This is a genomic window from Pseudoalteromonas sp. SR41-1 (assembly GCF_014164015.1).
Taxonomy (GTDB): domain Bacteria; phylum Pseudomonadota; class Gammaproteobacteria; order Enterobacterales; family Alteromonadaceae; genus Pseudoalteromonas; species Pseudoalteromonas distincta.
This window is the reverse complement of the sequence record NZ_JACJEK010000004.1, coordinates 21,253-43,602: the sequence shown is the minus strand read 5'-3', so window position 1 is coordinate 43,602 and position 22,350 is coordinate 21,253. Positions and strand designations below refer to the sequence as shown.

Genomic DNA, 22,350 nt, shown 5'->3' with positions numbered 1-22,350 from the left:
AAAAAAGCTGCACGAAGCAGCTTTTTTTAATCTAATGGTAATTACGCAAACGGATTGCGAAGCACCATAGTTTCTACACGGTCAGGACCTGTAGAAATAATATCAATTGGAACACCCGTAATTTCTTCAATACGTTTGATGTAGTCAATCGCAGCTTTTGGTAAACCGTCAAGACTAGTTACACCAACAGTGTTTTCTGACCAACCTGGCATTTCTTCGTATACTGGTGTTACTTTATCGTAACCTTCAGCCGCTAATGGTGTTACGTTAGTAACTGTGCCATCTTCAAGCTTGTAACCAGTACAGATTTTAAGTGTTTCTAAGCCATCTAAAACATCAAGCTTAGTTAAACAAAAACCTGAAATACTGTTGATTTGAACTGCACGGCGCATAGCCACTGCATCTAACCAACCAGTACGACGAAGTCGACCTGTTGTAGCGCCAAACTCATGGCCTTTATCACCTAGGTGCTTACCAACTGGATCTTGTTTATCAAGACCGTCGTAAAGCTCTGTAGGGAAAGGACCTGAACCAACACGTGTAGTGTACGCTTTAATAATACCTAAAACGTAATCAAGGTTTAATGGACCAAAACCTGCACCAGTCGCAACGCCACCAGCGGTAGTGTTTGAAGATGTTACATAAGGGTAAGTACCGTGATCTATATCAAGTAACGTACCTTGTGCACCTTCAAATAAAATGTTTTCGCCTGCTAAACGCGTTTGATCTAAAAGCTCAGTTACATCTACAACCATTGCTTTTAAGATATCAGCAACAGCCATTGCATCATCAAACGTTTTTTGGAAATCTACAGCATCTACTTTGTAGTAGTTAACTAAAGTGAAGTTGTGGTACTCAAGCACTTCTTTTAATTTAGCTGCAAATACTTCAGGATTAAATAAATCGCCTACGCGTAAACCACGACGTGCTACTTTATCTTCGTACGCAGGACCGATTCCACGGCCAGTTGTACCAATAGGCTTATCGCCACGAGCTGTTTCGCGGGCTACATCTAATGCAACATGGAAAGGCAAGATTAGCGGACATGCTTCACTTATTAAAAGACGCTCGCGTACTGGTACGCCGCGCTCTTCAAGCATGCCAATTTCTCTCATTAGCGCTTCTGGTGATAAAACTACACCATTACCAATCACACATTTAACATTGTCACGTAATACACCCGATGGAATAAGGTGTAGAACCGTCTTTTCACCTTCGATAACTAAAGTATGACCCGCATTGTGGCCACCTTGATAACGAACTACTAAAGATGCTTTGTCTGTAAGGAGATCAACTACCTTACCCTTTCCTTCGTCACCCCATTGGGTGCCTAATACAACAACGTTTTTACCCATCGTAAATTCACTTAGAGAAAATTAGGACGAGATTTTACCAGAAAACTAAAGTAAAGATCACCCCTGTTCAGCTTATTTTTTCTGCGGGCAATTGTTATATCCAAATATTGACCAATAACCACATAAATAACAGTGATTTAACGCACTAGTTTGTATTTAACAAAAAGCCCCGCAAATGCGAGGCTTTTTAACTTTTAAATAATTAACGTAAAGTCTATTGAGCTTTAGCGCCTTTCATATATTGGAAGAAGTCGCTATCTGGTGAAAGCACCATAACATCTTGCTTATCTTTAAAAGTCTTTTTGTAAGCTTCAAGTGAACGTACAAAACTAAAGAACTCAGGGTCTTTGTTATACGCATTAGCATAAATGCCTGCAGCATCAGCATCGCCTTGACCACGTACAGAACGTGCATTACGCTCAGCATCAGCAAGCATTACAGTTACTCGACGGTCAACTCCCGCACGAATAGTCTCTGCTTTTTCCTGACCTTCAGAACGGTGCTCTTTTGCAACCGCAGTACGCTCAGCGCGCATACGTTGGTAAATAGAGCTACTCACTTCTTGTGGTAAGTTGATTTGCTTAACACGTACGTCTAGTACTTCAATACCTAGCTCACGTGCACTTTCAGAAGCTTGTACTAACGCTTCTTCCATCAACTCGCTACGCTCACCTGATACAATTTCGCGAATTGTACGTGTACCAAAGTTTGTACGAAGACCATTGTTTACTTTTTGCTTAAGTAGCGTTTCAGCATATTGCTTATCGCCACGAGCACGTAAGTAAAAAGCACTAAAGTCATTAACTCGCCATTTTACAAACGAATCAACAATTAAGTCTTTTTTCTCGCTAGTAACAAAGCGATCTGGCGCACCATCTAGCGTTTGAATACGTGCATCAATACGACGTACTTGGCTAAAAAATGGTACTTTAAATTGTAGGCCTGGGCCATATACAATCGCTTTGTCGTCGCTATCTTTCTGTACTTTACTGAATAACATTACAATTGCTTTTTGCCCTTCAGGTACAACAAATACCGATGAGAAAGACATAACAATGGCAGCTAATAGTATTACTAAACTAAAGTTTTTCATTATGATTATCTCCCATCATTGAAGCGGTCGTTGTTAAAGCGGTCATTGCCACTATTAACAGAGCTATTGCGCGACGTATTAACTTTATTACGTAAGTCTTGAATATCACTTGAACTTGGAAGTGCAACTCGTGTTGCGGTTCCTTGCTTGTCCATGATTTTATCAAGAGGTAAATACATCATGTTATTGCCGCCTTTAACATCAACCAATATTTTAGAACTACTCCCTAACACTTCTTCCATTGCATCAATGTATAAGCGCTCACGAGTAACTTCTTTAGCTGCTTGATATTCAGGTAAAAGCTTTTCAAAGCGAGCTACCTCACCTTGTGCTTCCAATGTAATGCGCTCTTGATAACCTTCCGCTTCTTGAGTCATACGCGTTACTTGACCACGAGCACGCGGTTCAATTTCACGAGCATATGCTTCTGCTTCACGGATGAAACGTTCTTCATCTTCTTGTGCAGCAATTGCATCATCAAATGCATCTTTAACTTCAGTTGGTGGACGAGAGTCTTTAAAGTTCACGTCAGTAACAATTAAACCTAAGTTATATGGTTCGATAATCTTATTAAGCTCATCCCATGTATTTTGACGAACAACCTCACGGCCATTAGTTAATACTTGGTCCATTTTTGCATGGCCCACAACATAACGCAGGGCACTGTCTAGCGCTTCTTCTAAGCTACTATCAGCGTTAGTTACGCTAAATTCATAAAGGTATGGGTCAATAACACGGTATTGCACCTGAAACTCAACGCTCACGACGTTTTCGTCTTCAGTAAGCATAAAACCAGAAGCCGATAATGAACGAACAGCTTCAATATCTACTGGGATTACCGTTTCGATGAAAGTCATTTTCCAACGCAAACCAGGATCAGCAATTCGGTCATATTTACCAAATTGTAGAACCACACCACGCTCGGCTTCTTTAACCGTATAAATACCACTTAACGCCCATACAATAACGGCGATAATAAGTATGAATGAAATACCGGCTCCGCCAAGTCCACCGCCGCTACCATTGCCGGATTTTTTCCCGCCAAATAAGCCGCTGAACTTGTTACTAAACTTGCGGAACACCTCGTCTAAATCAGGTGGGCCTTGATCACGTCCGCCTTTATTATTCCACGGATCTTTGTCATTGCCATTATTACCCGGTTCATTCCAGGCCATAGCTATACTCCATTGTTATCTAAATAAATTAGGAAATTGTGTTAAATCTAACAAATCTACCGCGTTTCTCATACAAAAACCGACATTAAAACGTCAATTTTTAATTACGGTTGATAAAACCAGCAATTTCAGGACCAAATTCTTTAATTAAACGATTCCACTCAACCATTGGCATTCTAACATCTAACAGCCAATTACCTTGCTCATCAAATTGCTCTTCATGCACTGCATTTAAACTGAACAATGCAGCTCTTAAGCGACCATACAATGGCGTAAGAAATAATGTTTCGTTAAACATCTTCTTAGCTAGTAACTCACTGATAGCCTCGCTAAGTAATTCACACCCTTCACCAGTCTGAGCGCTAAGCCATACTCTTATAGGTTGACCTTCGTCATCTCGATCAATACGTGGGCTTACGTTATCCAGCGCATCAATTTTATTATAAATTAATAGCTGTGGTACTTCATCGGCCTCAATTTCTTTAAGCACCGATTGTACTTGTTCAATATTTTCTTGCAGACGTGAGTCTGCGGCATCAATTACATGTAACTGCAAATCAGCTTCGCGAGTTTCAGTAAGCGTTGCTTTAAAAGCAGCAACTAAGTCATGTGGTAGGTGACGAATAAAGCCCACTGTATCAGCTAAGATAACAGGGCCAACATCACCTAACTCAAGCTTACGTAGAGTCGGATCAAGCGTGGCAAACAACTGATCGGCCGCGTATACATCTGAATTTGTAATTCGATTAAATAATGTAGATTTACCCGCATTGGTATAACCAACTAATGAAACTGTAGGTATTTCGTTGCGAGTACGAGCTCGCCTACCTTGTTCACGTTGCACTGCAACTTTAGCTAAACGTGCACGAATATTTTGAATACGGGCACGAAGTAATCTTCTGTCAGTTTCAAGTTGAGTTTCACCAGGACCACGTAAACCAATCCCGCCTTTTTGACGTTCAAGGTGAGTCCAGCCTCGAATTAATCGAGTCGACATATGGCGAAGTTGAGCCAATTCAACTTGCAGCTTACCCTCGTGGGTACGTGCGCGTTGGGCAAAAATATCAAGAATTAGCGTCGTTCTATCAAGCACACGACATTGACAAACGCGCTCTAAATTACGCTCTTGTGATGGCCTGAGTTGATGATTAAAAATTACGACATCTGCTTTGTGGATTTTGACAATCTCAGCTATTTCTTCTGCTTTACCGGTACCGACGAATAGTTTCGGATGTGGTGCTTGACGGCTGCCTTGCACAACCGCCAAACTACTAACACCAGCAGAAGATACCAACATTTCTAATTCGTGAAGATCTTCACGATCTCCTTCTTTAGGCAAGTCGATATGAACTAAAATTGCCTGTTCGCCGGATTCATAGCGGTCAAACAAACATTATGCTCCTAATTAAAAGTTTCCAGCTTCTGCCTCTTCAGTGTCTTCACTCCCTTGAACTGCTTGGAAGTTAACTGCGCGAGCAGGGACAACTGTAGAAATTGCATGCTTATAAACCATTTGATTTACGGTGTTCTCTAGTAAAATAACAAATTGGTCAAATGACTGAATTTTGCCTTGTAATTTTATGCCATTTACCAAAAAGATTGATACAGGAATGCGCTCACGTCGTAGTGCATTCAAAAATGGGTCTTGTAACGATTGGCCTTTTGCCATGTTATTGTTCCTTCGTTCTAGGTGTTATTATAATTAAGTGGCTGAACTTATTTGATAAAAAACAATATTCAACTACTACTAGCTTAGCGAACTTACTACACGATGCAAGTTTTCTTCGTCGCCTGTTGTTAACCAAGTAACATCAGGCCAACTACGAAGCCACGTTAACTGCCGTTTTGCCAGCTGACGTGTTGCCGCGATGCCACGAAAAACCATTTCATCATGGTTTGTTTCACCCGCAAGGTAATCCCACATTTGTCTATAACCAACACAACGAATAGAAGGCATATTGGGGTGTAAATCCTCACGTAGATATAGGGTCGAAACTTCATTTTCAAACCCCTGATCAATCATTATTTTAAACCTATCTTCAATTCGGCGGTGTAATTCACTGCGTTCTTGCGGTGCAATTGCAAATTGATGAAAAGTATAAGGTAAAGCCGGCTGTTTTTGCATTTGCAACTCAGTCATGGTCTTACCAGTTAACCTGTAAACCTCTAAAGCTCGATTAATTCTTTGTGAATCATTTTCACTTATTTTTTCGGCTGCTTTTGGGTCAACTTTAACTAATTCTTTATATAAATGAGGCCAGCCAAATTCTTTAGCTTGCGCTTCTAGCTCTGCTCTTATCTCTGTATCTGCTTCAGGTAAAGGCGATAAACCATCAATTAAAGATTTGAAGTACAGCATTGTACCTCCAACCAATACAGGTACTTTACCTTGTCTGTGAAATTCGTCAATTTTTTGCACTGCATCGCGCCTAAAATCTGCAACTGAATACGTTTCACTCGGGTCAAGTAGATCAATTAAATGATGCGGAGCTTTGGCTAATTCTTCGGCATCAGGTTTTGCTGTACCAATGTCCATACCTTTATACACTAGCGCTGAATCTACGCTGATTATTTCTGTATTTAAATGCTCGCACAGCGAGATTGCCAATGCTGTTTTACCTGCTGCAGTTGGACCCATTAAAAATATAACTGGTAAATTACTCAACACTGATACCTTAATCTAATTGCGTTAAATAGTGATTTAGCTCTATTTTAACTGCTTTTTTACGCAAGCGTTCAATAGTTTGTGGATTATTTTGTAAGCGCATTTGTTGCGCTAAAAATACATTGCTTAAATAAAATCGGGTCGGCACGCATTTCATTTGCCATTCTAACCAATTCTCTATATTTTCTAGTTTTGCTTTACACGCATCAAGTAGCTCACCTACCGCTGCACTTACGTCAAGTAAATATAAACACGCTGGCAATTTTTTAACCATTACAAATTGTTTTTCTATTACAAGTTCAAAACCAAGTAAGGTAAACCACGATTGCTGGGATTCTATAAGTAAGCAATCTTCTTTTTCTAAGTTTACTCGCACTGGTAACAAAAGGGCTTTCCCTTCTAAACTTCCGAACTCTTTAATTTGATTATGCCAATCATCAACTAATGCATATTTAAAATGTGAGCAATACAATTGCTGCTCTTCACTAAAGACACACACTCCTTCACTAACACTTATAATAGAAACAGCTTTTAAGACATTATCCACAGATATGGACTGGTGTGGTGCAGCAGATATATTGGCTGCATTATCAAAATGCGCGGCGTGTTGCTCACTCACTCCTTGATAAAACGCATTTACGTCATGATGGCTCGTACTTGGTGCAGCACGGTATGCACCGCCAACACTTCTAGTACCTGAGGACGAACTTGAGCTACCAGCACTTCCAGAGGAAGAGGGCTGTAATTGCGATTTAGGGTAATCAAACACTCCTTCGCTTTCTATATTATTAGCACTGCTATGAGACGACTCAATGAACGCTGGCGTGAGTTCTGCTGCTGTGCTCGCTGATTCGTTAGTGAATTCGCCTTGCAATGGCACCACTACCTGCTTAATAGCTTGCAATATAAAATCATGAATTAACCGCCCTTGATGAAAACGCACTTCATGCTTAGCAGGGTGAACATTTACATCAACCTGCCGAGGGTCAATATCAATATAAATGACAAAACCGGGTAATTCTTGTGTTCCACTTACTTCTTCAAATGCCTGGCGTATAGCATGCAAAATAAGCTTATCGCGCATCATGCGATTATTCACATAAGTGTACTGAGTCGTATTAGCTGAGCCTACAGGTAGCACCCAACCATGCAACTGTAAACCGCCTTCTCCTGATTGAATATGCAAACCTTGCTCGGCAAAGGCCTTGCCTGCAACTTGTGCTACGCGTGTTATAGCCTGAGAGGGATCAGTTTTGGCACGATACTGCCTTACTACTTTTTCGTTGTGAGTTAGTGTAATAGAGACATCAAAGCGACTAAGCACAATACGCTTTATCAACTCATCAATATGGCTAAATTCAGTTTTTTCGGTGCGTAAAAATTTACGACGTGCTGGAGTATTAAAAAATAAATCTTTTACTTCAATGGTTGTGCCATCGGGATGCGCTACAGGTTTTACTTGAACGGCCATGTCGCGGCCTTCTGCAAAAGCTTGCCAAGCCGCTTCTTGCTCTTTTGGTTTTGAGCTCAGCGTTAAACGCGACACAGAACTAATTGACGCAAGTGCTTCCCCTCTAAAGCCAAGTGAGCAAATGTTTTCAAGGTCATCAAGTGATTTTAATTTACTTGTCGCGTGGCGAGAAAGTGCGAGCGTTAGCTCATCTTTACTTATCCCTGCGCCATTATCACGAATACGAATAAGTTTGTGGCCGCCGCGCTCAATATCAATTTGAATACGCGTTGCGCCAGCATCTAAGCTATTTTCAACAAGCTCTTTTACTACCGACGCTGGGCGCTCAACCACTTCGCCTGCGGCAATTTGGTTGGCTAAACGCGCGGGTAATATTTCAATATTCATGAGACTTCCTAGCAAACATTGCGCTAATAATAATGACTAACTTTGAGGTATATCGAGCTCTTGCCCAATAAATAAGGTATTAGAACTAAGCTTATTAACTTGTTTTAATTTATTGACTGTAACGCCATAGCGACTCGCTAACATACTTAAAGATTCACCGGGGCGTACTTTATGCTTTGTTGGATATTGCGACTTTAATTTAGCAAATAAAGAATCATCCGGCGGATTTTTCAAATAATAATTTTTAATTGAAGTAAATATAGCTTTAGCTAAACGCTCTTGATGATTAGAGCTTTTAAGTAGCTTTTCTTCTCGCGGGTTAGATATAAACCCTGTTTCTACCAAAATAGATGGAATATCTGGTGATTTTAGTACTGCAAGGCTTGCATGCTGGGGATCTTTTTTATGCAGTTTGGCAACCTTACGAAGCTCTTTAACCACTTCGTCAGCTACATTTAAGCCAGTTTTCATTGAGTGGTCCATCGACATATCAAGCAACGCTTGTGCTAGATATTTTTCATTGGCGGCATCTTTCATTACATCAGCAGCGCCACCTAAAAGCTCGGAGTGCTTTTCTTTATCTTCTATCCATTTACCTATTTCTGAATTAGCACGTCTTAATGATAAAACCCACACAGAGGCACCATTTGGCCCAGGGCTTGTAAATGCATCAGCATGAATAGAAACAAAAAAATCTGCCTTTTTTTCACGGGCTCGATTAGTACGGGTATTTAATTTTACAAAATAGTCACCGCTTCGTACCATGCGCGAAATCATGCCACGTTCGCCATCAATCATGCGCTCTAAACGTTTCGCAATTTGCAGTGTAACTGTTTTTTCGTAGGTGCCTGATGGCCCAATTGAACCAGGATCTTCGCCGCCATGCCCCGCATCAATTGCAATAACAATGTCGCGTTCTTGGCTTAGTTGACGGTTTTTAGCGGCTGTTTGAGCAGGAGAAACAACTGTAGTAGCTTGGCTTTTATTGTATAAATCAACAACGAGTCTATTTTTATAAGGGCCTGTAGGTGCGAGGGCAAATACCACTGGCTTTATTGGCGCACTTAATTCAAATACTAAACGTACGCTTTGTTTATTTTTAGGTTTTGAGTAACGTAATTTGCTTACTATTTGATGTTTCGGGGGCACACCTGGCAATGTTTTTAACTCGCTAGTATTTTCTAAATCAATCACTAGGCGGCTAGGGTTTTTAAGCATGAAATAGCTAAAGTCGGGCTTATCATTTAAATCAAATACCACGCGCGTACTATCTGGAGACGGCCATACACGCACACTATTGATTGTGTTTTTAGCCCATAGCGGCAAGCTTATGGTGATAACCATAAGATAAATAAAAAGTTTAACTACACCTCGGCTCATTGGATAATTACTGCCTTAACTATATTATTATTGATTATTTAGTTTTTCGACAATTGCTATACCGCGCTCACTCGCACTATTTATAACAATTTTACGTTCGTTACCCACATAGCTTAGAGTAATATCTAAATCAGGCACAGGAATAAATTCACCACCCTTTTCAGGCCATTCAACAACACAAATTGCGTCTGCTGAGAAATAATCGCGTATTCCCATGTATTCGAGTTCTTCAGGATCACCTAAGCGGTATAAGTCAAAATGATAAACATTTGCACGCTCAAGCTCATAAGGTTCTACTAGTGTATAGGTCGGGCTTTTAACCTTACCTGTATGGCCAAAGCCTTGCACTACACCTCGTGTAAACGTTGTTTTACCAGCACCTAAATCACCATGTAAATAAATAACCGCACCTTGCTCTATAATATCAGCAACGCGATTACCCATTGTAACCGTGGCAATCTCATCAGTTAAATGAAATTCAAAACTACGCGTCATTATTACCTCAAAAATTCATTCAAAAGCGCATATTTGCTAATCATACCAGAATATTCATTTAAGGCGATAAATTGAGGTTTTAGACATAAAAAAACCAGACAAGCGAATGATTAAGTTATATTTGAATATCTATTTTCGATACCTTAAAACTGTAACATTGAAATAAAGTAAGAGAAAAGTAACGCTACGGCTTATATGCCTATAGCAAGTATTAAAGTTACTGAGATATGTAAGCTTATAATCAAACTTTTATGATTCAGCCACTAGTTCTGATACTAAAAAATATATAGCAACAACGGAGTTGATGACACAAACCAGAAAACTACCCTGCATGCTTTTGTATTTCTGATAAAAAGATAATACCAATTCGCTTAATTAAGTGATCTATTTTGAGGCTGGAAAAACGTGTTGATAGCTAGGCAGAAATTCGCTATTTAGTTGTTCTAAATGAGCATTTTTTAAAGCAGGTAGCGACACGTTTAGCCCCACAAAATGATTAAGTATTATTGCGGATTGGTATAAGTCCTAAATGTGTAAACACGTTTCAAGACAAGGCAGTTCCAGAAAACAAAAAGCCCCGGCTAATGCCAGGGCTTTTTTACAAAACTAACTTAATTAAAAATTAAGCTTGTTTTGGACTAGAAATAACGTCTACTAAAGTCCAAGATTTATTCTTAGAAATTGGTGCGCATTCACGGATAGTAACTACGTCACCCGCTTTTGCTGTGTTATTTTCGTCATGTACGTGTAACTTAGTCGTACGTTTAATGAATTTCCCATAGATTGGGTGCTTCACATAACGTGCGATAGCGATAGTGAAAGATTTTTCCATCTTGTCGCTGATTACACGGCCTTGAAGAGTACGAATTTTATCGCTCATTATTGACCTGCCTTCTGGTTAATAACTGTTTTTACACGCGCGATATCGCGGCGTACTGTTCTTAGCGTGTGTGTCTGAGCTAACTGACCAGTGCTAGCTTGCATGCGCATATTAAATTGCTCACGAAGTAGTCCTAGAAGTTCAGCATTAAGCTCTTCTACGCTTTTATCTTTTAGTTCGCTAGCTTTCATCACATTACCGTCCGAGTTACGAAAGTTGTTTTGAATGGCAGTTTACGAGCAGCAAGGTCAAACGCTTCACGAGCAAGCTCTTCTGAAACACCTTCCATTTCGTAAAGTACTTTACCAGGCTGAATTTCAGCAACCCAATATTCAACAGAACCTTTACCTTTACCCATACGAACTTCAAGAGGTTTTTCTGTAATCGGTTTGTCAGGGAAGACACGAATCCAGATTTTACCTTGACGTTTCACGTGACGCGTCATAGCACGACGAGCTGCTTCGATTTGACGAGCAGTCATACGGCCACGGCCAGTTGCTTTCAATCCGAAAGTACCGAAGCTTACTTTGTTACCGTTTTGCGCTAAACCGCGGTTGCGGCCTTTGTGCATTTTACGGAATTTTGTACGTTTTGGCTGTAACATTACTCGCTACCTCTACTTAGCACTTTTCTTGGCTTTCTTTGGTGCGCGTTTAGCTGGCTTCTCTTGCTCTTGTACTAGTGGTAAACCACCAATAACTTCGCCTTTGAAGATCCAAACTTTAACACCAATGATACCATAAGTGGTTAAGGCTTCAGAAGTTGCGTAATCGATATCAGCACGAAGAGTATGTAGAGGTACACGACCTTCACGATACCATTCTGAACGTGCGATTTCAGCGCCGCCAAGACGACCGCTAACTTCAACTTTAATCCCTTTAGAACCGATGCGCATTGCATTTTGTACCGAACGCTTCATAGCGCGACGGAACATAACACGACGTTCTAGTTGAGAGGCAATGCCGTCTGCTACTAGTTGTGCATCTAGTTCTGGTTTACGTACTTCAGAGATATTAATCTGAGCAGGTACACCAGCGATTTTAGTTACCGCTTGACGTAATTTTTCTACGTCTTCGCCTTTTTTACCGATAACAACACCCGGACGAGCCGTGTGAATTGTTACTCGGATTGATTTTGCTGGACGCTCAATAACGATTTTAGACACAGAAGCCGTTTTTAATTCCTTAGTAAGGAATGTACGAACTTTGTGATCGCCAAAAAGCTGTGCAGAGAAATCTTTTGAACTCGCGTACCAGGTAGAAACCCAAGGTTTAGATATACCTAGGCGAATACCAGTAGGATGAACTTTTTGTCCCATTACTTATACTCCTAGCTATCTGAAACCATAACAGTGATATGGCTTGTACGCTTAAGGATGCGATCTGCGCGTCCTTTAGCACGAGGCATAATACGTTTCATTGTAGGACCATCGTCCACAAAGATCGTTGTTATACGAAGCTCATCAATGTCAGCACCTTCGTTATGCTCTGCGTTAGCAATAGCAGACTCAAGTACTTTCTTAACTAATACAGCCGCTTTCTTAGGGCTGTACGCCAGGATTTCTAGTGCGCGATCTACAGGTAACCCGCGGATCTGATCTGCAACTAGACGTGCTTTTTGCGCCGAACCAGAGGCGAATTTATGTTTAGCTAATGCTTGCATTTATCTTCCCCTCTTATCGTTTCTTCGCTTTCTTATCCGCAGCATGGCCACGGTAAGTGCGAGTTGGTGCAAATTCACCTAGTTTGTGACCGATCATTTCGTCAGAAACGAAAACTGGTACGTGCTGGCGACCATTATGGACAGCAATGGTCAATCCGATCATGTTAGGTATGATCATTGAACGACGGCTCCAAGTTTTAATTGGCTTTTTCTCACCGCTTTCCAAAGCTTTCTCTACCTTCTTCAGCAAGTGTAGGTCTATAAAAGGACCCTTCTTGAGAGAGCGTGGCATGGCTATTCCTCAATATTACTTAGTACGACGACGTACTATAAATTTATCCGTACGCTTGTTCTTACGCGTCTTCGCACCTTTAGTCGGCTTACCCCATGGAGACACAGGATGACGACCACCAGATGTACGACCTTCACCACCACCGTGTGGGTGATCTACCGGGTTCATGGCAACACCACGAACTGTCGGACGAATACCACGCCAGCGATTTGCACCTGCTTTACCAAGTGAACGAAGCATATGCTCAGCATTGCCTACTTCACCTAGAGTCGCACGACAATCAGATTCAACTTTACGAACTTCGCCTGAACGAAGACGTAATGTTACATACTGACCATCACGAGCAAGGATTTGAACGTATGCACCAGCAGAACGTGCGATTTGAGCACCTTTACCTGGTTTTAATTCTACGTTGTGAACAGTCGAACCTACAGGCATATTACGCATTGGTAATGCATTACCAGGTTTGATTGGTGCATCAACACCAGACTGGATTGCATCGCCAGCTTTTAAGCCTTTTGGTGCGATAATGTAACGACGCTCACCGTCTGCATATAATACAAGAGCGATGTTTGCGCTACGATTTGGATCGTATTCTAAACGTTCAACAGTGGCTGGAATGCCATCTTTAGTACGTTTAAAATCGATTAAACGGTAATGTTGTTTATGACCACCACCGATATGACGAACCGTAATACGACCATTGTTATTACGACCACCTGATTTAGAGTTTTTCTCTAAAAGTGGTGCGTATGGCTTACCCTTATGTAGATCAGAGTTAACCACTTTAACTAGGTGACGACGGCCCGCAGAAGTAGGCTTACACTTTTGAAGTGCCATAATTCTATCCCCTTATTACTCGGCGCCGCCGACAAAGTCTAGCTCGCTGCCTTCTTTAAGAGTAACGTAAGCTTTTTTCCAGTCGCTACGACGACCGAAACGTGCGCCAGTACGTTTTGTTTTACCCTTAACGTTAAGTGTGCGAACACCCGTTACTTCTACTTCAAAAAGCTTCTCAACTGCTACTTTAATTTCAGCTTTAGTTGCGTCATTTACTACTTTAAAAACAATAGTATTGTTTTCTTCAGCAGCAATTGTGCTTTTTTCAGAGATATGTGGAGCAAGGATCACTTTTAAAAGACGTTCTTCGCGAATCATGCTAGCGCCTCCTCAAGTTGCTTAACAGCAGCGGCTGTAATAAGTACCTTATCGAAAGCAATTAAGCTTACAGGATCGATACCAGCTACATCACGTGTGTCAACCTTATAAAGGTTACGTGCCGATAAGAAAAGATTTTCATCTACTTCTTCAGTCACGATAAGAACATCTTTAAGCTCAAGTTCTTTAAGCTTAGCAACTAGTTCTTTAGTTTTTGGTGCTGCTAGAGCAAAACTTTCAACAACGATTAAACGCTCTTGACGAACTAATTCAGATAAGATGCTTTTAATCGCACCACGGTACATTTTACGGTTTACTTTTTGGCTGTGGTCTTGTGGTTTAGCTGCAAAGCTAACGCCACCTGAACGCCAAATTGGGCTACGGATTGTACCGGCACGTGCACGGCCAGTACCTTTTTGAGCCCATGGTTTTTTACCACCACCGCTTACTTCAGAACGTGTCTTCTGAGCACGAGTACCTTGACGAGCACCTGCTGCGTATGCAACAACTACTTGGTGTACTAATGCTTCGTTAAACTCACGTCCAAAAGTAGCTTCAGAAACTTCAAGACCGCCAGAAGCGTCTTTAATTGCTAATTCCATCACTAAATCTCCAGGACTTATGCTTTAACAGCTGGTTTAACGATAACGTCACCGCCAATAGCTCCAGGTACTGCACCCTTAACTAAAAGCAAATTACGCTCAGCGTCAACGCGAACTAGTTCTAAGTTTTGAGTCGTTACACGCTCAGAACCCATATGACCGGCCATTTTCTTACCTTTAAACACCTTACCAGGTGATTGGTTTTGACCGATTGAACCAGGAGCACGGTGAGATAGAGAGTTACCATGTGTAGCGTCTTGCATGCTGAAATTCCAGCGCTTAACACCACCTTGGAAACCTTTACCTTTAGAAGTACCGGTTACGTCAACCTTGTTGATTTCGTTGAATAATTCAACAGTAAGCTCAGCGCCTACTTCAAAATCGCCTTCACCACCGTTAAGGCGGAATTCCCACAGACCGCGACCCGCTTCAACACCAGCTTTAGCGAAATGACCCGCTTTAGCTTTGTTTACACGACTTGCTTTTTTAGTGCCTGCGGTTACTTGAAGCGCGTTATAACCGTCTGTTGCGTCAGATTTGATCTGAGCAATGCGGTTAGGTGTCGCTTCAATAACTGTCACAGGGATAGATACACCATCTTCAGTGAAGATTCGTGTCATACCCACTTTACGACCGACTAGACCTAATGCCATTTTCCTAAAACCTCTCTAATCTTTCGATTAACCCAGGCTGATTTGAACATCAACACCAGCAGCAAGATCTAAACGCATAAGCGCGTCTACAGTCTTGTCAGTTGGTTCTACGATGTCTATCAGACGTTTATGGGTGCGGATCTCGTACTGATCACGCGCATCTTTATTAACGTGCGGTGAAGTTAGTACAGTAAAACGTTCAAAGCGTGTAGGTAGTGGGATTGGACCACGTACTTGTGCGCCAGTGCGTTTCGCAGTTTCCACGATTTCTGCCGTTGATTGGTCAATCAAACGGTGGTCAAAAGCTTTTAGGCGAATACGAATGCGTTGATTTGACATTCTTAACCTCAATATAAAGAGCATATAAAAGAGCATAAAAAAACGACCGAAACAATCTTAAAACTTAAGATGTCGGCTGTTTGATTATATCTACGTTGAGTTCCAAATCGGAACTCCTGTTTATTAGCTTGAAATCCAAGCTTAATTTATCCTTTCTAATTCCCAGAGGAATTTTGAAAGCCTGCGTATTATAGAGGTATTGGTGATAAATGCAACAACTATTTAGAAACAATGTAATGAACACTAATTTGATTAAATATGCGTCCATACATGTTCAATCGCTATACTTGAACTAATGCTTTTGATGCTAGTCAACAAACAACTAAACATCTTAATTGCGCAAACTAAGGGATTTTTAGATATTATGGTATCCTGTTGCGCTAATTTTGCCCTTAATACTCTCAATATGGTGAGTCGATGCGTATTTTTAATTATTGTTTAAATGTTATGTCTGCTGGATTTAGCCGCTTATTTGTGAAAAGCAAAGTGCTACCAGAAAATCCTATTAAACAGTATGAGCTAAACCCTGAGTACCCTACATTTTATATAGTGCGTTTAAATTCACGTTTTGATTTAGCCGCGCTGGCGCATGTTTGTAAAAAGAATGGCCTACCTAGCCCAACAGAAGAGCAAGTGCTAGGGACTCAAAATTTAGACCGTTTTATTGGTATTAAAAATCCTCCACCGTTATTTGGTGATGAAGCAAAACCAACCAATGCTTTAGCCCAAGGCAAGCAAATTATTGAGTACTTAATAAAAAGCGGTCAGCAAAACGTACAAGTGGTGCCTGTTACTATTTTATGGGGGCGCGATCCAGGTAAAGAAAAGCCAGGACTACGTACTTTAATTACACACTCTCTTACTCCAAGCTGGTTTAGAAAGTTTTTTGTGGTGTTATTTTCAGGGCGCGATAACTTTATTCGCTTTAGCCAACCACTCGACTTATCACTTTTAGTCAATGAAAAAGCCGATGTAAGTGAGTTACCTCATAAATTATTACGCGTAGCGCGTGTTCACTTTAAGCGCCAAAAGCTAGCTGCTACAGGCCCTAAAATGCCATCTCGTGAGCAATTGTTTAATTCATTATTAGCGTCACCTACTATAAAAAAAGCAATTCAAGATGAAGCTAACGCTAAAAACATTAGCCAAACAGAAGCTCGTCAAAATGCACTTAAGCTACTTGATGAAATAGCCGCTAATTACTCTGAAGCAATGATACGTGTGGCCGAAAGGTTTTTAACTTGGTTATGGAATAAGCTTTATAATGGTATTGATATTAAACACGCCGAACAAATTCATGAACTAACAGATAAAGGCCATGAAATAATTTATATGCCTTGTCATCGCAGCCATATGGATTACTTACTGCTTACTTACTCTATTTATCATTTAGGTTTAGTACCTCCGCATATAGCTGCAGGTATAAATCTTAACTTTTTCCCTGCCGGAGGCATATTTAGACGCTCTGGTGCGTTTTTTATTCGTCGCTCGTTTGCAGGTAATAAACTTTATTCTGCCATATTCAAAGAGTATTTAAGCCAACTGTTTATTAAAGGTTACTCTGTTAAGTTTTACACGGAGGGCGGTCGAAGCCGAACTGGACGCTTACTGCCGCCTAAAACGGGCATGCTATCTATGACATTACAAGCAATGCTACGCGGAATAGACAGACCAATATCTATTGTACCTGTGTACATTGGCTACGAGCACGTCATGGAAATTAACACCTACCTTAAAGAGCTGGATGGTAAAGATAAAAAAGGCGAATCTATATTTGGTATTTTTAAGGCAATCAAAAACCTTAAAAACTACGGTCGTGGTAATTTAAACTTTGGCGATCCAATCTCTATTAACCAATACTTAAACGATAACCAACCTGATTGGCGTGATTCAATACACCCAACTGACGTGCAAAAGCCACAATGGTTAGCACCACAAGTAACTAAACTTGCCGACCAAGTAATGGTTAAAATTAATAACGCAGCGGCGCTTAATGCGGTTAACTTACTAGCGATGATATTGCTGGTTAATGATAAGCAAGCATTGAGTAAACCAAAGCTATTAGCTCAGCTTGATTTTTATCTGCGCTTACAGCGTGATGCAAGCTACAGTAACAAAGTAACTACACCAGACGAAACTCCAGAGCAATTACTAACGCATGCATTAAAGCTTAATAAGTTTGAAGTTATCAGTGATGAGTTTGGCGAAATTATTACGATTAGCGATAAAGAAAAAGTACTGTTTAATTACTACCGAAACAATATTTTGCACTTGTTTGCAGTACCAAGCTTAATTGCACTACATCTATTTAAACAACACAGCACTACGATTGCTCAATGCCAACAACTTGTAAAAACATTTTATCCGCTATTTGCTAAAGAATGGTATTTACAGCCTCTTGATGAAAACTACATAACGCGTATTTTAGCTAACTTTGCTGATCAAAATTTAATTGAGTTTGATGGCGATAACATTCATATAACGAACAGTAATGACTGCCTAGCTAAGCTTGAAATGCTTGGACGAGCACTTAGCTTTACTCTACAACGTTACGCTATTGTAATTGGTTTTATTCAAACAAGTGATGGCATTGAAAAAGCAGAACTTGAAAGAGAAAGCCAAGTACTCGCACAACGTTTAGGTACACTGCACGGCATAAAAACACCTGAGTTTTTTGACAAAAAAGTACTTGTTAGTTTTATCGAAAACTTACGTGGTGAGTCATTAATAACAGAGGGTGATAAGGGCTTAGTAGGTAGCACACAACTATGTGAAACCTACGCACACCTTAAAACATTACTGCCAGCACGCGTCTGGCAGTCAATCAGCGATATAGTTCAAGATCAGTGTAACTAGCAATGCATTTACAGAAGGGGTTAGCGTTGACGCATAACCCCTTCTTGCATTGTTGAGGCAACCAAGTTGCCTTGGCGATCAAAAAACTGCCCCCGTACCAAACCACACCCATTACTCGCACTTGGACTATCAATTGAATACAAAATCCAATCATCCATTCTAAATGGACGATGAAACCACATTGCATGATCAATAGTAGCTACTTGCATATTTGGCTGCATAAACGATACACCATGAGGTTGCAATGCAGTTGGTAAAAACTCAAAATCAGACGCATACGCTAATAAGTAATTATGGATACGCTGATCGTCCGGCATTTCACCATTAGCTTTAAACCAAATATGCTTTACCGGCTCCATAACTTCTGGTTTAAACGGGTTATGAAAAGTAACCGGTCGCATTTCAATTGGCATTTCACGGGTAAACTTATTACGGATAACCTCTGGGATATGCGAAGCGTTATCTTGGTAAAACTCAAGCGATGAACGTAATTCTTCAGGTGCGGGAACATCAGGCATTGTCGCTTGATGCGATAACCCACTCTCTTCACCTTGGAATGACGCGGTCATATAAAAAATAGGTTTACCGTACTGAATTGCTTTGACTCGGCGCGTACTAAAGCTCTTTCCATCACGAATAGTTTCAACGTCATAAACAATGGGTTTAGCCGGATCGCCTGGGCGTAAAAAGTAAGAATGTAATGAATGAACTATTCGCCCTTCAGGTAGAGTTTCTTTGGCAGCAGAAAGCGCCTGCCCCATTACTTGACCACCAAATACAGCACCAAAGCCTAAATCTTGGCTTTGTCCTCGATATAAACCTTGCTCAATTTCTTCAAGTGTTAACAACGACAATAAATCATCTAATACTTGGCTCATTATTTCTTCCTCATTACCCTAGTGTCCAAATGATACTATACAATAGTGGGAAGTAAATATTTGTTAGGAATACTGTTATGGCTTACTGGCTATTTAAAACTGAACCCGATGCGTTTTCATTAGATGACTTAAAAAACGCACCAAAACAAACGACTCTTTGGGAAGGTGTGCGTAATTACCAAGCACGAAATTTTATGCGTGACGACGTCAAAGTCGGTGATTCAGTCATGATTTATCATTCAAGCTGCAAACACGTGGGCGTAGCCGGCATTGCCGAGGTTACCAAAGAAGCCTACCCAGACCCCACTCAATTTGATTTAAGCAGCGACTATTACGATGCAAAAGCCACCAGCGATAAACCACGTTGGGTGGTTGTTGAAGTTACTTATCAAAGCCATTTAAAAAAATTAATTAGCCTTAAAGATATTAAAGCCAATGACAATATTACTGAAATCGCACTTAAAAAGGGCGGACGTCTATCAATAATGCCTGTTACTAAAAATGACTGGGATGAAATAATCAAAATGGCGCAGTAATACCCTATCGGTTTGACCTAATTTCATTGAGTTTGATATGATCTATATTGACTTATAGCTGGAGGATTAATGAAATTACTGTATTGGTTAGATGAATGGTTAACTCTCCCGCACAATGAGCAACAAACTCGATTACCCATGACGGGTAGTGATTTACTCGGCGATGTATTTGTTAAGTATGATTTTGTTGACGTTAATAAACCCCTGCTTTTTACCTTTTCCCCTGCTGGCACTAACGTGCAAGAGCAAGATCTTCACCCTGATTTTGCACCATGGGGTTATCACTTAGCTCAAAAACAAAACGTAAACGTAATCGCTTTTCAGCATTTAGGTAAAAGTAATTGGTTTCGTAATCGTAATTTAATATTTTTTCTCGAGCAATTATCAACATTAATCACGCCATTTGACTGTCGACTTGGCTATGGTTTAAGTCGTGGCGGATTTGCTGTTGGCGCTTTTGCTAAACTATTAAAGCTAAATCAGGTGTTGTTCTTCCATCCGGTAAGTACTAAAAATAAAGAATTAGTACCGTGGGATGACCGCTCTAGTACCGATATAGCTCAGCAGTTTGATTGGCAGCAAGATTATCACGATCTAGATTTAGGAGATGCCCAAGGCTATATTATTTACGATCCTACTAATCGTATAGACCGAATGCACGCTAAGCGCTATAAGCAGTTAACTCACTTACGAGTATTTGGTATGGGACATGGCACACATGCCACATATTTGAATAAGTTTGGATTTTATAAGCAAGTAGCCGTCGATTTTATCCAGCATCAGCAAATTGATATTGCGCAATTTCGTATGCAAACTAAAACCTTACGTTTTAAAGAGGATTATTACAAAAGCCTTAATAAAGCGAATGTAAACTCAGCTCACCGTCAAACACTATTAAGCAAAGCTCATAATATTTTGATTGATGAAAAAGAAGTTCACGTACAGGAACATCAGGCAAAAATTGATATTCAGCCATTAATAGATGTTGCCCTTAAACATCAAGATGAGCATCCTAATGATGCCATTCAGTTATTAGAAGTTGCTCAACAACTTGTACCTGACGATCCTTTAATTGAGCATAAAATTAAGCAACTAGAAGAGTAGTTACGCCAGTAAAAGCAGCTGTAAAGGCCAACTACTCTATTTGGCCTTTTTCTTTTTGTGCCCATACTTGGGCACAATGGCAAAGTACATCATTAACCCTAACCAAGAAAATATAATTATTCCCATTAGCCAGCCATTCTTTTCATGACCCTGTGTACGCTTACTGTTGAGTACAATAACGACAGGTAATATATAAGCACTTAAAACAACAATTAAAAATACAACTTCATTCATTATTTTTCTAGGCTCGACCAGTCTACTTCACTACTTAATACTCGATCTACCGATATATAGTGCAGAATATCGCCTTCACTTACTTTGTAATCTAATGGTGGATTTAAATCCATATTTTGTGCACTTAAATTATGAGCAACACCCAACAGTATTGCATCATGCTCAAGCTTAAAATGATGAAACAAAGTACCAAATTCCATATCTTTGCAGCCGCCTGGTATTTTCAAACTAAATTGTGTATCGCCGTGCAAAGTAGATAGCAGCTCCTCTTGCACACGGCTCGAACCTGGATCTTGCATTGAGCGTACGAGTATCTCAGCTGATTTTGCACTACTACACTCTACATTTTGGCAATGCTCTAACATCATCTCAACTTTGGTTTCATCCAAAAAGTGAGCACTTATATGACAATCATCTTTTACTAAGCGACTTATGCGCAGGGCTGTTGTAAATGTCTGATCGTCATCTTGACCATCAATAATCACCTTATCAGCACTACGAATAGCTACCCGCTCTAGCTCAGCTAAATTAGTAAAGCTCGTTAAACGTGCAAAATCAACGCTTTCGTTAGCTAAAAAAGGATGATCCATTTGCTCTGTTACCGCGAGTAAAATACGACGGTCAGTACGTTTCGTATCTGCCAAAATGTAATCAATCATCTTTTTTGTACGAGTGTCGTGCCAACCAAAAATAATAATATGGTGGTTACTGTGGGCAAAGTTTTTATCACCAGTCATAGCGCGCCTAATTAAGTAAGTAACAGTTTGTCCTGCTTTTCCTAGCAAAACACCAAATAAAGCTAAACCAAATGGAATTTGTATTAATGCAACCACCCAACGACCAAGATCAGTAGTTGGACTAAAGTCACCATATCCCACTGTTGATGTTGTTACTGTGTAATAGTAAAAAAAGGTAGTAAGCGAGGTTAACGCTTTCTCATTCGCTATAAATAGTAAGCTCCATGTTAATAGCATATGAGTCAAAATAGCTAATGCCACTGCTTGCCAACTCAACTGATCTATATGAGCACGAACAAGTAACGCTAGCCTTTTAAATATCACCGGCATAATACAAAGTCTTCGTTAGTAAATTATCTATAAACAGTACGTTACTGTAAGCGATGCTTTTAAGCAAT

The 22,350-nt window shown here is 40.3% G+C and carries 26 protein-coding genes; 3 read left to right on the top strand and 23 right to left on the bottom strand.

The window, feature by feature from the left end; genetic code table 11:
* Nucleotides 1–41 precede the first annotated feature (41 nt).
* The 20 genes from H5118_RS04345 to rpsJ form a co-directional block, all read right to left on the bottom strand.
* Complete coding sequence (locus H5118_RS04345; protein ID WP_024597266.1) at nt 42–1,355, bottom strand: adenylosuccinate synthase; 1,314 nt, start codon at nt 1,353–1,355, stop codon at nt 42–44.
* Between the two features lie 214 nt (nt 1,356–1,569).
* Entirely contained in the window at nt 1,570–2,448 is an 879-nt protein-coding gene (gene hflC / locus H5118_RS04340) for a protease modulator HflC (RefSeq protein WP_002957880.1), read from the bottom strand.
* A gap of 5 nt (nt 2,449–2,453) precedes the next feature.
* Nucleotides 2,454–3,623, bottom strand: coding sequence for an FtsH protease activity modulator HflK (hflK, locus tag H5118_RS04335; protein WP_002957881.1), 1,170 nt, complete (start codon nt 3,621–3,623; stop codon nt 2,454–2,456).
* A gap of 100 nt (nt 3,624–3,723) precedes the next feature.
* Nucleotides 3,724–5,013 (bottom strand): ribosome rescue GTPase HflX, encoded by a 1,290-nt coding sequence (gene hflX, locus H5118_RS04330; RefSeq protein WP_024597267.1) that lies wholly within the window; start codon nt 5,011–5,013, stop codon nt 3,724–3,726.
* Nucleotides 5,014–5,028: 15 nt separating this feature from the next.
* The gene (hfq, locus tag H5118_RS04325; protein ID WP_024597268.1) at nt 5,029–5,292 is read right to left on the bottom strand and encodes an RNA chaperone Hfq; all 264 of its coding nucleotides are present in this window, start codon (nt 5,290–5,292) and stop codon (nt 5,029–5,031) included.
* A 78-nt stretch (nt 5,293–5,370) separates the two neighbouring features.
* On the bottom strand, nt 5,371–6,288 hold the full coding sequence (miaA, locus tag H5118_RS04320; RefSeq protein ID WP_182747920.1) for a tRNA (adenosine(37)-N6)-dimethylallyltransferase MiaA: 918 nt from the start codon (nt 6,286–6,288) through the stop codon (nt 5,371–5,373).
* Nucleotides 6,289–6,298: 10 nt separating this feature from the next.
* Nucleotides 6,299–8,146, bottom strand: coding sequence for a DNA mismatch repair endonuclease MutL (mutL, locus tag H5118_RS04315; protein WP_182747919.1), 1,848 nt, complete (start codon nt 8,144–8,146; stop codon nt 6,299–6,301).
* A gap of 36 nt (nt 8,147–8,182) precedes the next feature.
* Nucleotides 8,183–9,526 (bottom strand): N-acetylmuramoyl-L-alanine amidase, encoded by a 1,344-nt coding sequence (locus H5118_RS04310; RefSeq protein WP_182747918.1) that lies wholly within the window; start codon nt 9,524–9,526, stop codon nt 8,183–8,185.
* A 27-nt stretch (nt 9,527–9,553) separates the two neighbouring features.
* On the bottom strand, nt 9,554–10,021 hold the full coding sequence (gene tsaE / locus H5118_RS04305; protein WP_182712012.1) for a tRNA (adenosine(37)-N6)-threonylcarbamoyltransferase complex ATPase subunit type 1 TsaE: 468 nt from the start codon (nt 10,019–10,021) through the stop codon (nt 9,554–9,556).
* Between the two features lie 622 nt (nt 10,022–10,643).
* Nucleotides 10,644–10,901: a 30S ribosomal protein S17 gene (gene rpsQ / locus H5118_RS04300; protein ID WP_002957888.1), complete on the bottom strand. Its 258-nt coding sequence runs from the start codon at nt 10,899–10,901 to the stop codon at nt 10,644–10,646.
* Complete coding sequence (gene rpmC / locus H5118_RS04295) at nt 10,901–11,092, bottom strand: 50S ribosomal protein L29 (RefSeq protein WP_002957889.1); 192 nt, start codon at nt 11,090–11,092, stop codon at nt 10,901–10,903. Before rpmC ends, rpsQ begins: the two co-directional genes overlap by 1 nt.
* Nucleotides 11,092–11,505, bottom strand: coding sequence for a 50S ribosomal protein L16 (gene rplP, locus H5118_RS04290; RefSeq protein ID WP_002957890.1), 414 nt, complete (start codon nt 11,503–11,505; stop codon nt 11,092–11,094). The genes rpmC and rplP overlap by 1 nt, the downstream gene beginning before the upstream one ends.
* Before the next feature lie 12 nt (nt 11,506–11,517).
* The gene (gene rpsC, locus H5118_RS04285) at nt 11,518–12,219 is read right to left on the bottom strand and encodes a 30S ribosomal protein S3 (protein WP_002957891.1); all 702 of its coding nucleotides are present in this window, start codon (nt 12,217–12,219) and stop codon (nt 11,518–11,520) included.
* An 11-nt stretch (nt 12,220–12,230) separates the two neighbouring features.
* The gene (gene rplV, locus H5118_RS04280) at nt 12,231–12,563 is read right to left on the bottom strand and encodes a 50S ribosomal protein L22 (RefSeq protein WP_002957892.1); all 333 of its coding nucleotides are present in this window, start codon (nt 12,561–12,563) and stop codon (nt 12,231–12,233) included.
* Nucleotides 12,564–12,576: 13 nt separating this feature from the next.
* Nucleotides 12,577–12,855: a 30S ribosomal protein S19 gene (rpsS, locus tag H5118_RS04275; RefSeq protein WP_004588689.1), complete on the bottom strand. Its 279-nt coding sequence runs from the start codon at nt 12,853–12,855 to the stop codon at nt 12,577–12,579.
* A 15-nt stretch (nt 12,856–12,870) separates the two neighbouring features.
* Nucleotides 12,871–13,695, bottom strand: a complete 825-nt coding sequence (rplB, locus tag H5118_RS04270) for a 50S ribosomal protein L2 (protein ID WP_002957895.1) — start codon at nt 13,693–13,695, stop codon at nt 12,871–12,873.
* A gap of 15 nt (nt 13,696–13,710) precedes the next feature.
* On the bottom strand, nt 13,711–14,013 hold the full coding sequence (gene rplW, locus H5118_RS04265) for a 50S ribosomal protein L23 (RefSeq protein WP_002957896.1): 303 nt from the start codon (nt 14,011–14,013) through the stop codon (nt 13,711–13,713).
* On the bottom strand, nt 14,010–14,615 hold the full coding sequence (rplD, locus tag H5118_RS04260) for a 50S ribosomal protein L4 (protein ID WP_002957897.1): 606 nt from the start codon (nt 14,613–14,615) through the stop codon (nt 14,010–14,012). The genes rplW and rplD overlap by 4 nt, the downstream gene beginning before the upstream one ends.
* Before the next feature lie 17 nt (nt 14,616–14,632).
* Nucleotides 14,633–15,268 (bottom strand): 50S ribosomal protein L3, encoded by a 636-nt coding sequence (gene rplC / locus H5118_RS04255; protein ID WP_182747917.1) that lies wholly within the window; start codon nt 15,266–15,268, stop codon nt 14,633–14,635.
* Between the two features lie 27 nt (nt 15,269–15,295).
* Nucleotides 15,296–15,607, bottom strand: a complete 312-nt coding sequence (rpsJ, locus tag H5118_RS04250; protein WP_002957900.1) for a 30S ribosomal protein S10 — start codon at nt 15,605–15,607, stop codon at nt 15,296–15,298.
* Between the two features lie 417 nt (nt 15,608–16,024).
* Between rpsJ and plsB the strand changes: the two genes are divergently transcribed.
* Complete coding sequence (plsB, locus tag H5118_RS04245; protein WP_002957901.1) at nt 16,025–18,463, top strand: glycerol-3-phosphate 1-O-acyltransferase PlsB; 2,439 nt, start codon at nt 16,025–16,027, stop codon at nt 18,461–18,463.
* Between the two features lie 20 nt (nt 18,464–18,483).
* Here plsB and tesB read toward each other — a convergent pair whose 3' ends face one another.
* Nucleotides 18,484–19,341, bottom strand: a complete 858-nt coding sequence (gene tesB / locus H5118_RS04240; RefSeq protein ID WP_024597275.1) for an acyl-CoA thioesterase II — start codon at nt 19,339–19,341, stop codon at nt 18,484–18,486.
* Nucleotides 19,342–19,418: 77 nt separating this feature from the next.
* Here tesB and H5118_RS04235 point away from each other — a divergent pair, with 77 nt between their 5' ends.
* Nucleotides 19,419–19,877 carry an EVE domain-containing protein gene (locus H5118_RS04235; RefSeq protein ID WP_024597276.1) on the top strand — a complete coding sequence of 153 codons (459 nt, stop codon included), beginning with the start codon at nt 19,419–19,421 and terminating at the stop codon, nt 19,875–19,877.
* Between the two features lie 69 nt (nt 19,878–19,946).
* Entirely contained in the window at nt 19,947–20,981 is a 1,035-nt protein-coding gene (locus H5118_RS04230) for a cytosolic protein (protein WP_182747916.1), read from the top strand.
* A 36-nt stretch (nt 20,982–21,017) separates the two neighbouring features.
* On the opposite strand, the gene H5118_RS04225 is transcribed toward H5118_RS04230, so the two are convergent.
* Together H5118_RS04225 and H5118_RS04220 are read right to left on the bottom strand one after the other, a co-directional pair.
* The gene (locus tag H5118_RS04225) at nt 21,018–21,215 is read right to left on the bottom strand and encodes a PLDc N-terminal domain-containing protein (RefSeq protein WP_002957905.1); all 198 of its coding nucleotides are present in this window, start codon (nt 21,213–21,215) and stop codon (nt 21,018–21,020) included.
* Entirely contained in the window at nt 21,215–22,282 is a 1,068-nt protein-coding gene (locus tag H5118_RS04220) for a potassium channel family protein (protein ID WP_002957906.1), read from the bottom strand. Before H5118_RS04220 ends, H5118_RS04225 begins: the two co-directional genes overlap by 1 nt.
* Nucleotides 22,283–22,350: the final 68 nt, after the last annotated feature.

Excerpts from the sequence above, each read along its gene's own strand:
- mutL (WP_182747919.1), bottom strand. The coding sequence starts at position 8,146 with ATGAATATTGAAATATTACCCGCGCGTTTAGCCAACCAAATTGCCGCA.
- H5118_RS04235 (WP_024597276.1), top strand. The coding sequence starts at position 19,419 with ATGGCTTACTGGCTATTTAAAACTGAACCCGATGCGTTTTCATTAGAT.
- H5118_RS04230 (WP_182747916.1), top strand. The coding sequence starts at position 19,947 with ATGAAATTACTGTATTGGTTAGATGAATGGTTAACTCTCCCGCACAAT.
- plsB (WP_002957901.1), top strand. The coding sequence starts at position 16,025 with ATGCGTATTTTTAATTATTGTTTAAATGTTATGTCTGCTGGATTTAGC.
- rpsQ (WP_002957888.1), bottom strand. The coding sequence starts at position 10,901 with ATGAGCGATAAAATTCGTACTCTTCAAGGCCGTGTAATCAGCGACAAG.
- H5118_RS04220 (WP_002957906.1), bottom strand. The coding sequence starts at position 22,282 with ATGCCGGTGATATTTAAAAGGCTAGCGTTACTTGTTCGTGCTCATATA.
- rpsJ (WP_002957900.1), bottom strand. The coding sequence starts at position 15,607 with ATGTCAAATCAACGCATTCGTATTCGCCTAAAAGCTTTTGACCACCGT.
- hflK (WP_002957881.1), bottom strand. The coding sequence starts at position 3,623 with ATGGCCTGGAATGAACCGGGTAATAATGGCAATGACAAAGATCCGTGG.
- rplD (WP_002957897.1), bottom strand. The coding sequence starts at position 14,615 with ATGGAATTAGCAATTAAAGACGCTTCTGGCGGTCTTGAAGTTTCTGAA.
- tesB (WP_024597275.1), bottom strand. The coding sequence starts at position 19,341 with ATGAGCCAAGTATTAGATGATTTATTGTCGTTGTTAACACTTGAAGAA.
- rplW (WP_002957896.1), bottom strand. The coding sequence starts at position 14,013 with ATGATTCGCGAAGAACGTCTTTTAAAAGTGATCCTTGCTCCACATATC.
- H5118_RS04225 (WP_002957905.1), bottom strand. The coding sequence starts at position 21,215 with ATGAATGAAGTTGTATTTTTAATTGTTGTTTTAAGTGCTTATATATTA.
- hflC (WP_002957880.1), bottom strand. The coding sequence starts at position 2,448 with ATGAAAAACTTTAGTTTAGTAATACTATTAGCTGCCATTGTTATGTCT.
- tsaE (WP_182712012.1), bottom strand. The coding sequence starts at position 10,021 with ATGACGCGTAGTTTTGAATTTCATTTAACTGATGAGATTGCCACGGTT.
- rplP (WP_002957890.1), bottom strand. The coding sequence starts at position 11,505 with ATGTTACAGCCAAAACGTACAAAATTCCGTAAAATGCACAAAGGCCGC.
- rpsC (WP_002957891.1), bottom strand. The coding sequence starts at position 12,219 with ATGGGACAAAAAGTTCATCCTACTGGTATTCGCCTAGGTATATCTAAA.
- rpmC (WP_002957889.1), bottom strand. The coding sequence starts at position 11,092 with ATGAAAGCTAGCGAACTAAAAGATAAAAGCGTAGAAGAGCTTAATGCT.
- rplB (WP_002957895.1), bottom strand. The coding sequence starts at position 13,695 with ATGGCACTTCAAAAGTGTAAGCCTACTTCTGCGGGCCGTCGTCACCTA.
- hfq (WP_024597268.1), bottom strand. The coding sequence starts at position 5,292 with ATGGCAAAAGGCCAATCGTTACAAGACCCATTTTTGAATGCACTACGA.
- rplV (WP_002957892.1), bottom strand. The coding sequence starts at position 12,563 with ATGCAAGCATTAGCTAAACATAAATTCGCCTCTGGTTCGGCGCAAAAA.
- H5118_RS04310 (WP_182747918.1), bottom strand. The coding sequence starts at position 9,526 with ATGAGCCGAGGTGTAGTTAAACTTTTTATTTATCTTATGGTTATCACC.
- H5118_RS04345 (WP_024597266.1), bottom strand. The coding sequence starts at position 1,355 with ATGGGTAAAAACGTTGTTGTATTAGGCACCCAATGGGGTGACGAAGGA.
- rplC (WP_182747917.1), bottom strand. The coding sequence starts at position 15,268 with ATGGCATTAGGTCTAGTCGGTCGTAAAGTGGGTATGACACGAATCTTC.
- rpsS (WP_004588689.1), bottom strand. The coding sequence starts at position 12,855 with ATGCCACGCTCTCTCAAGAAGGGTCCTTTTATAGACCTACACTTGCTG.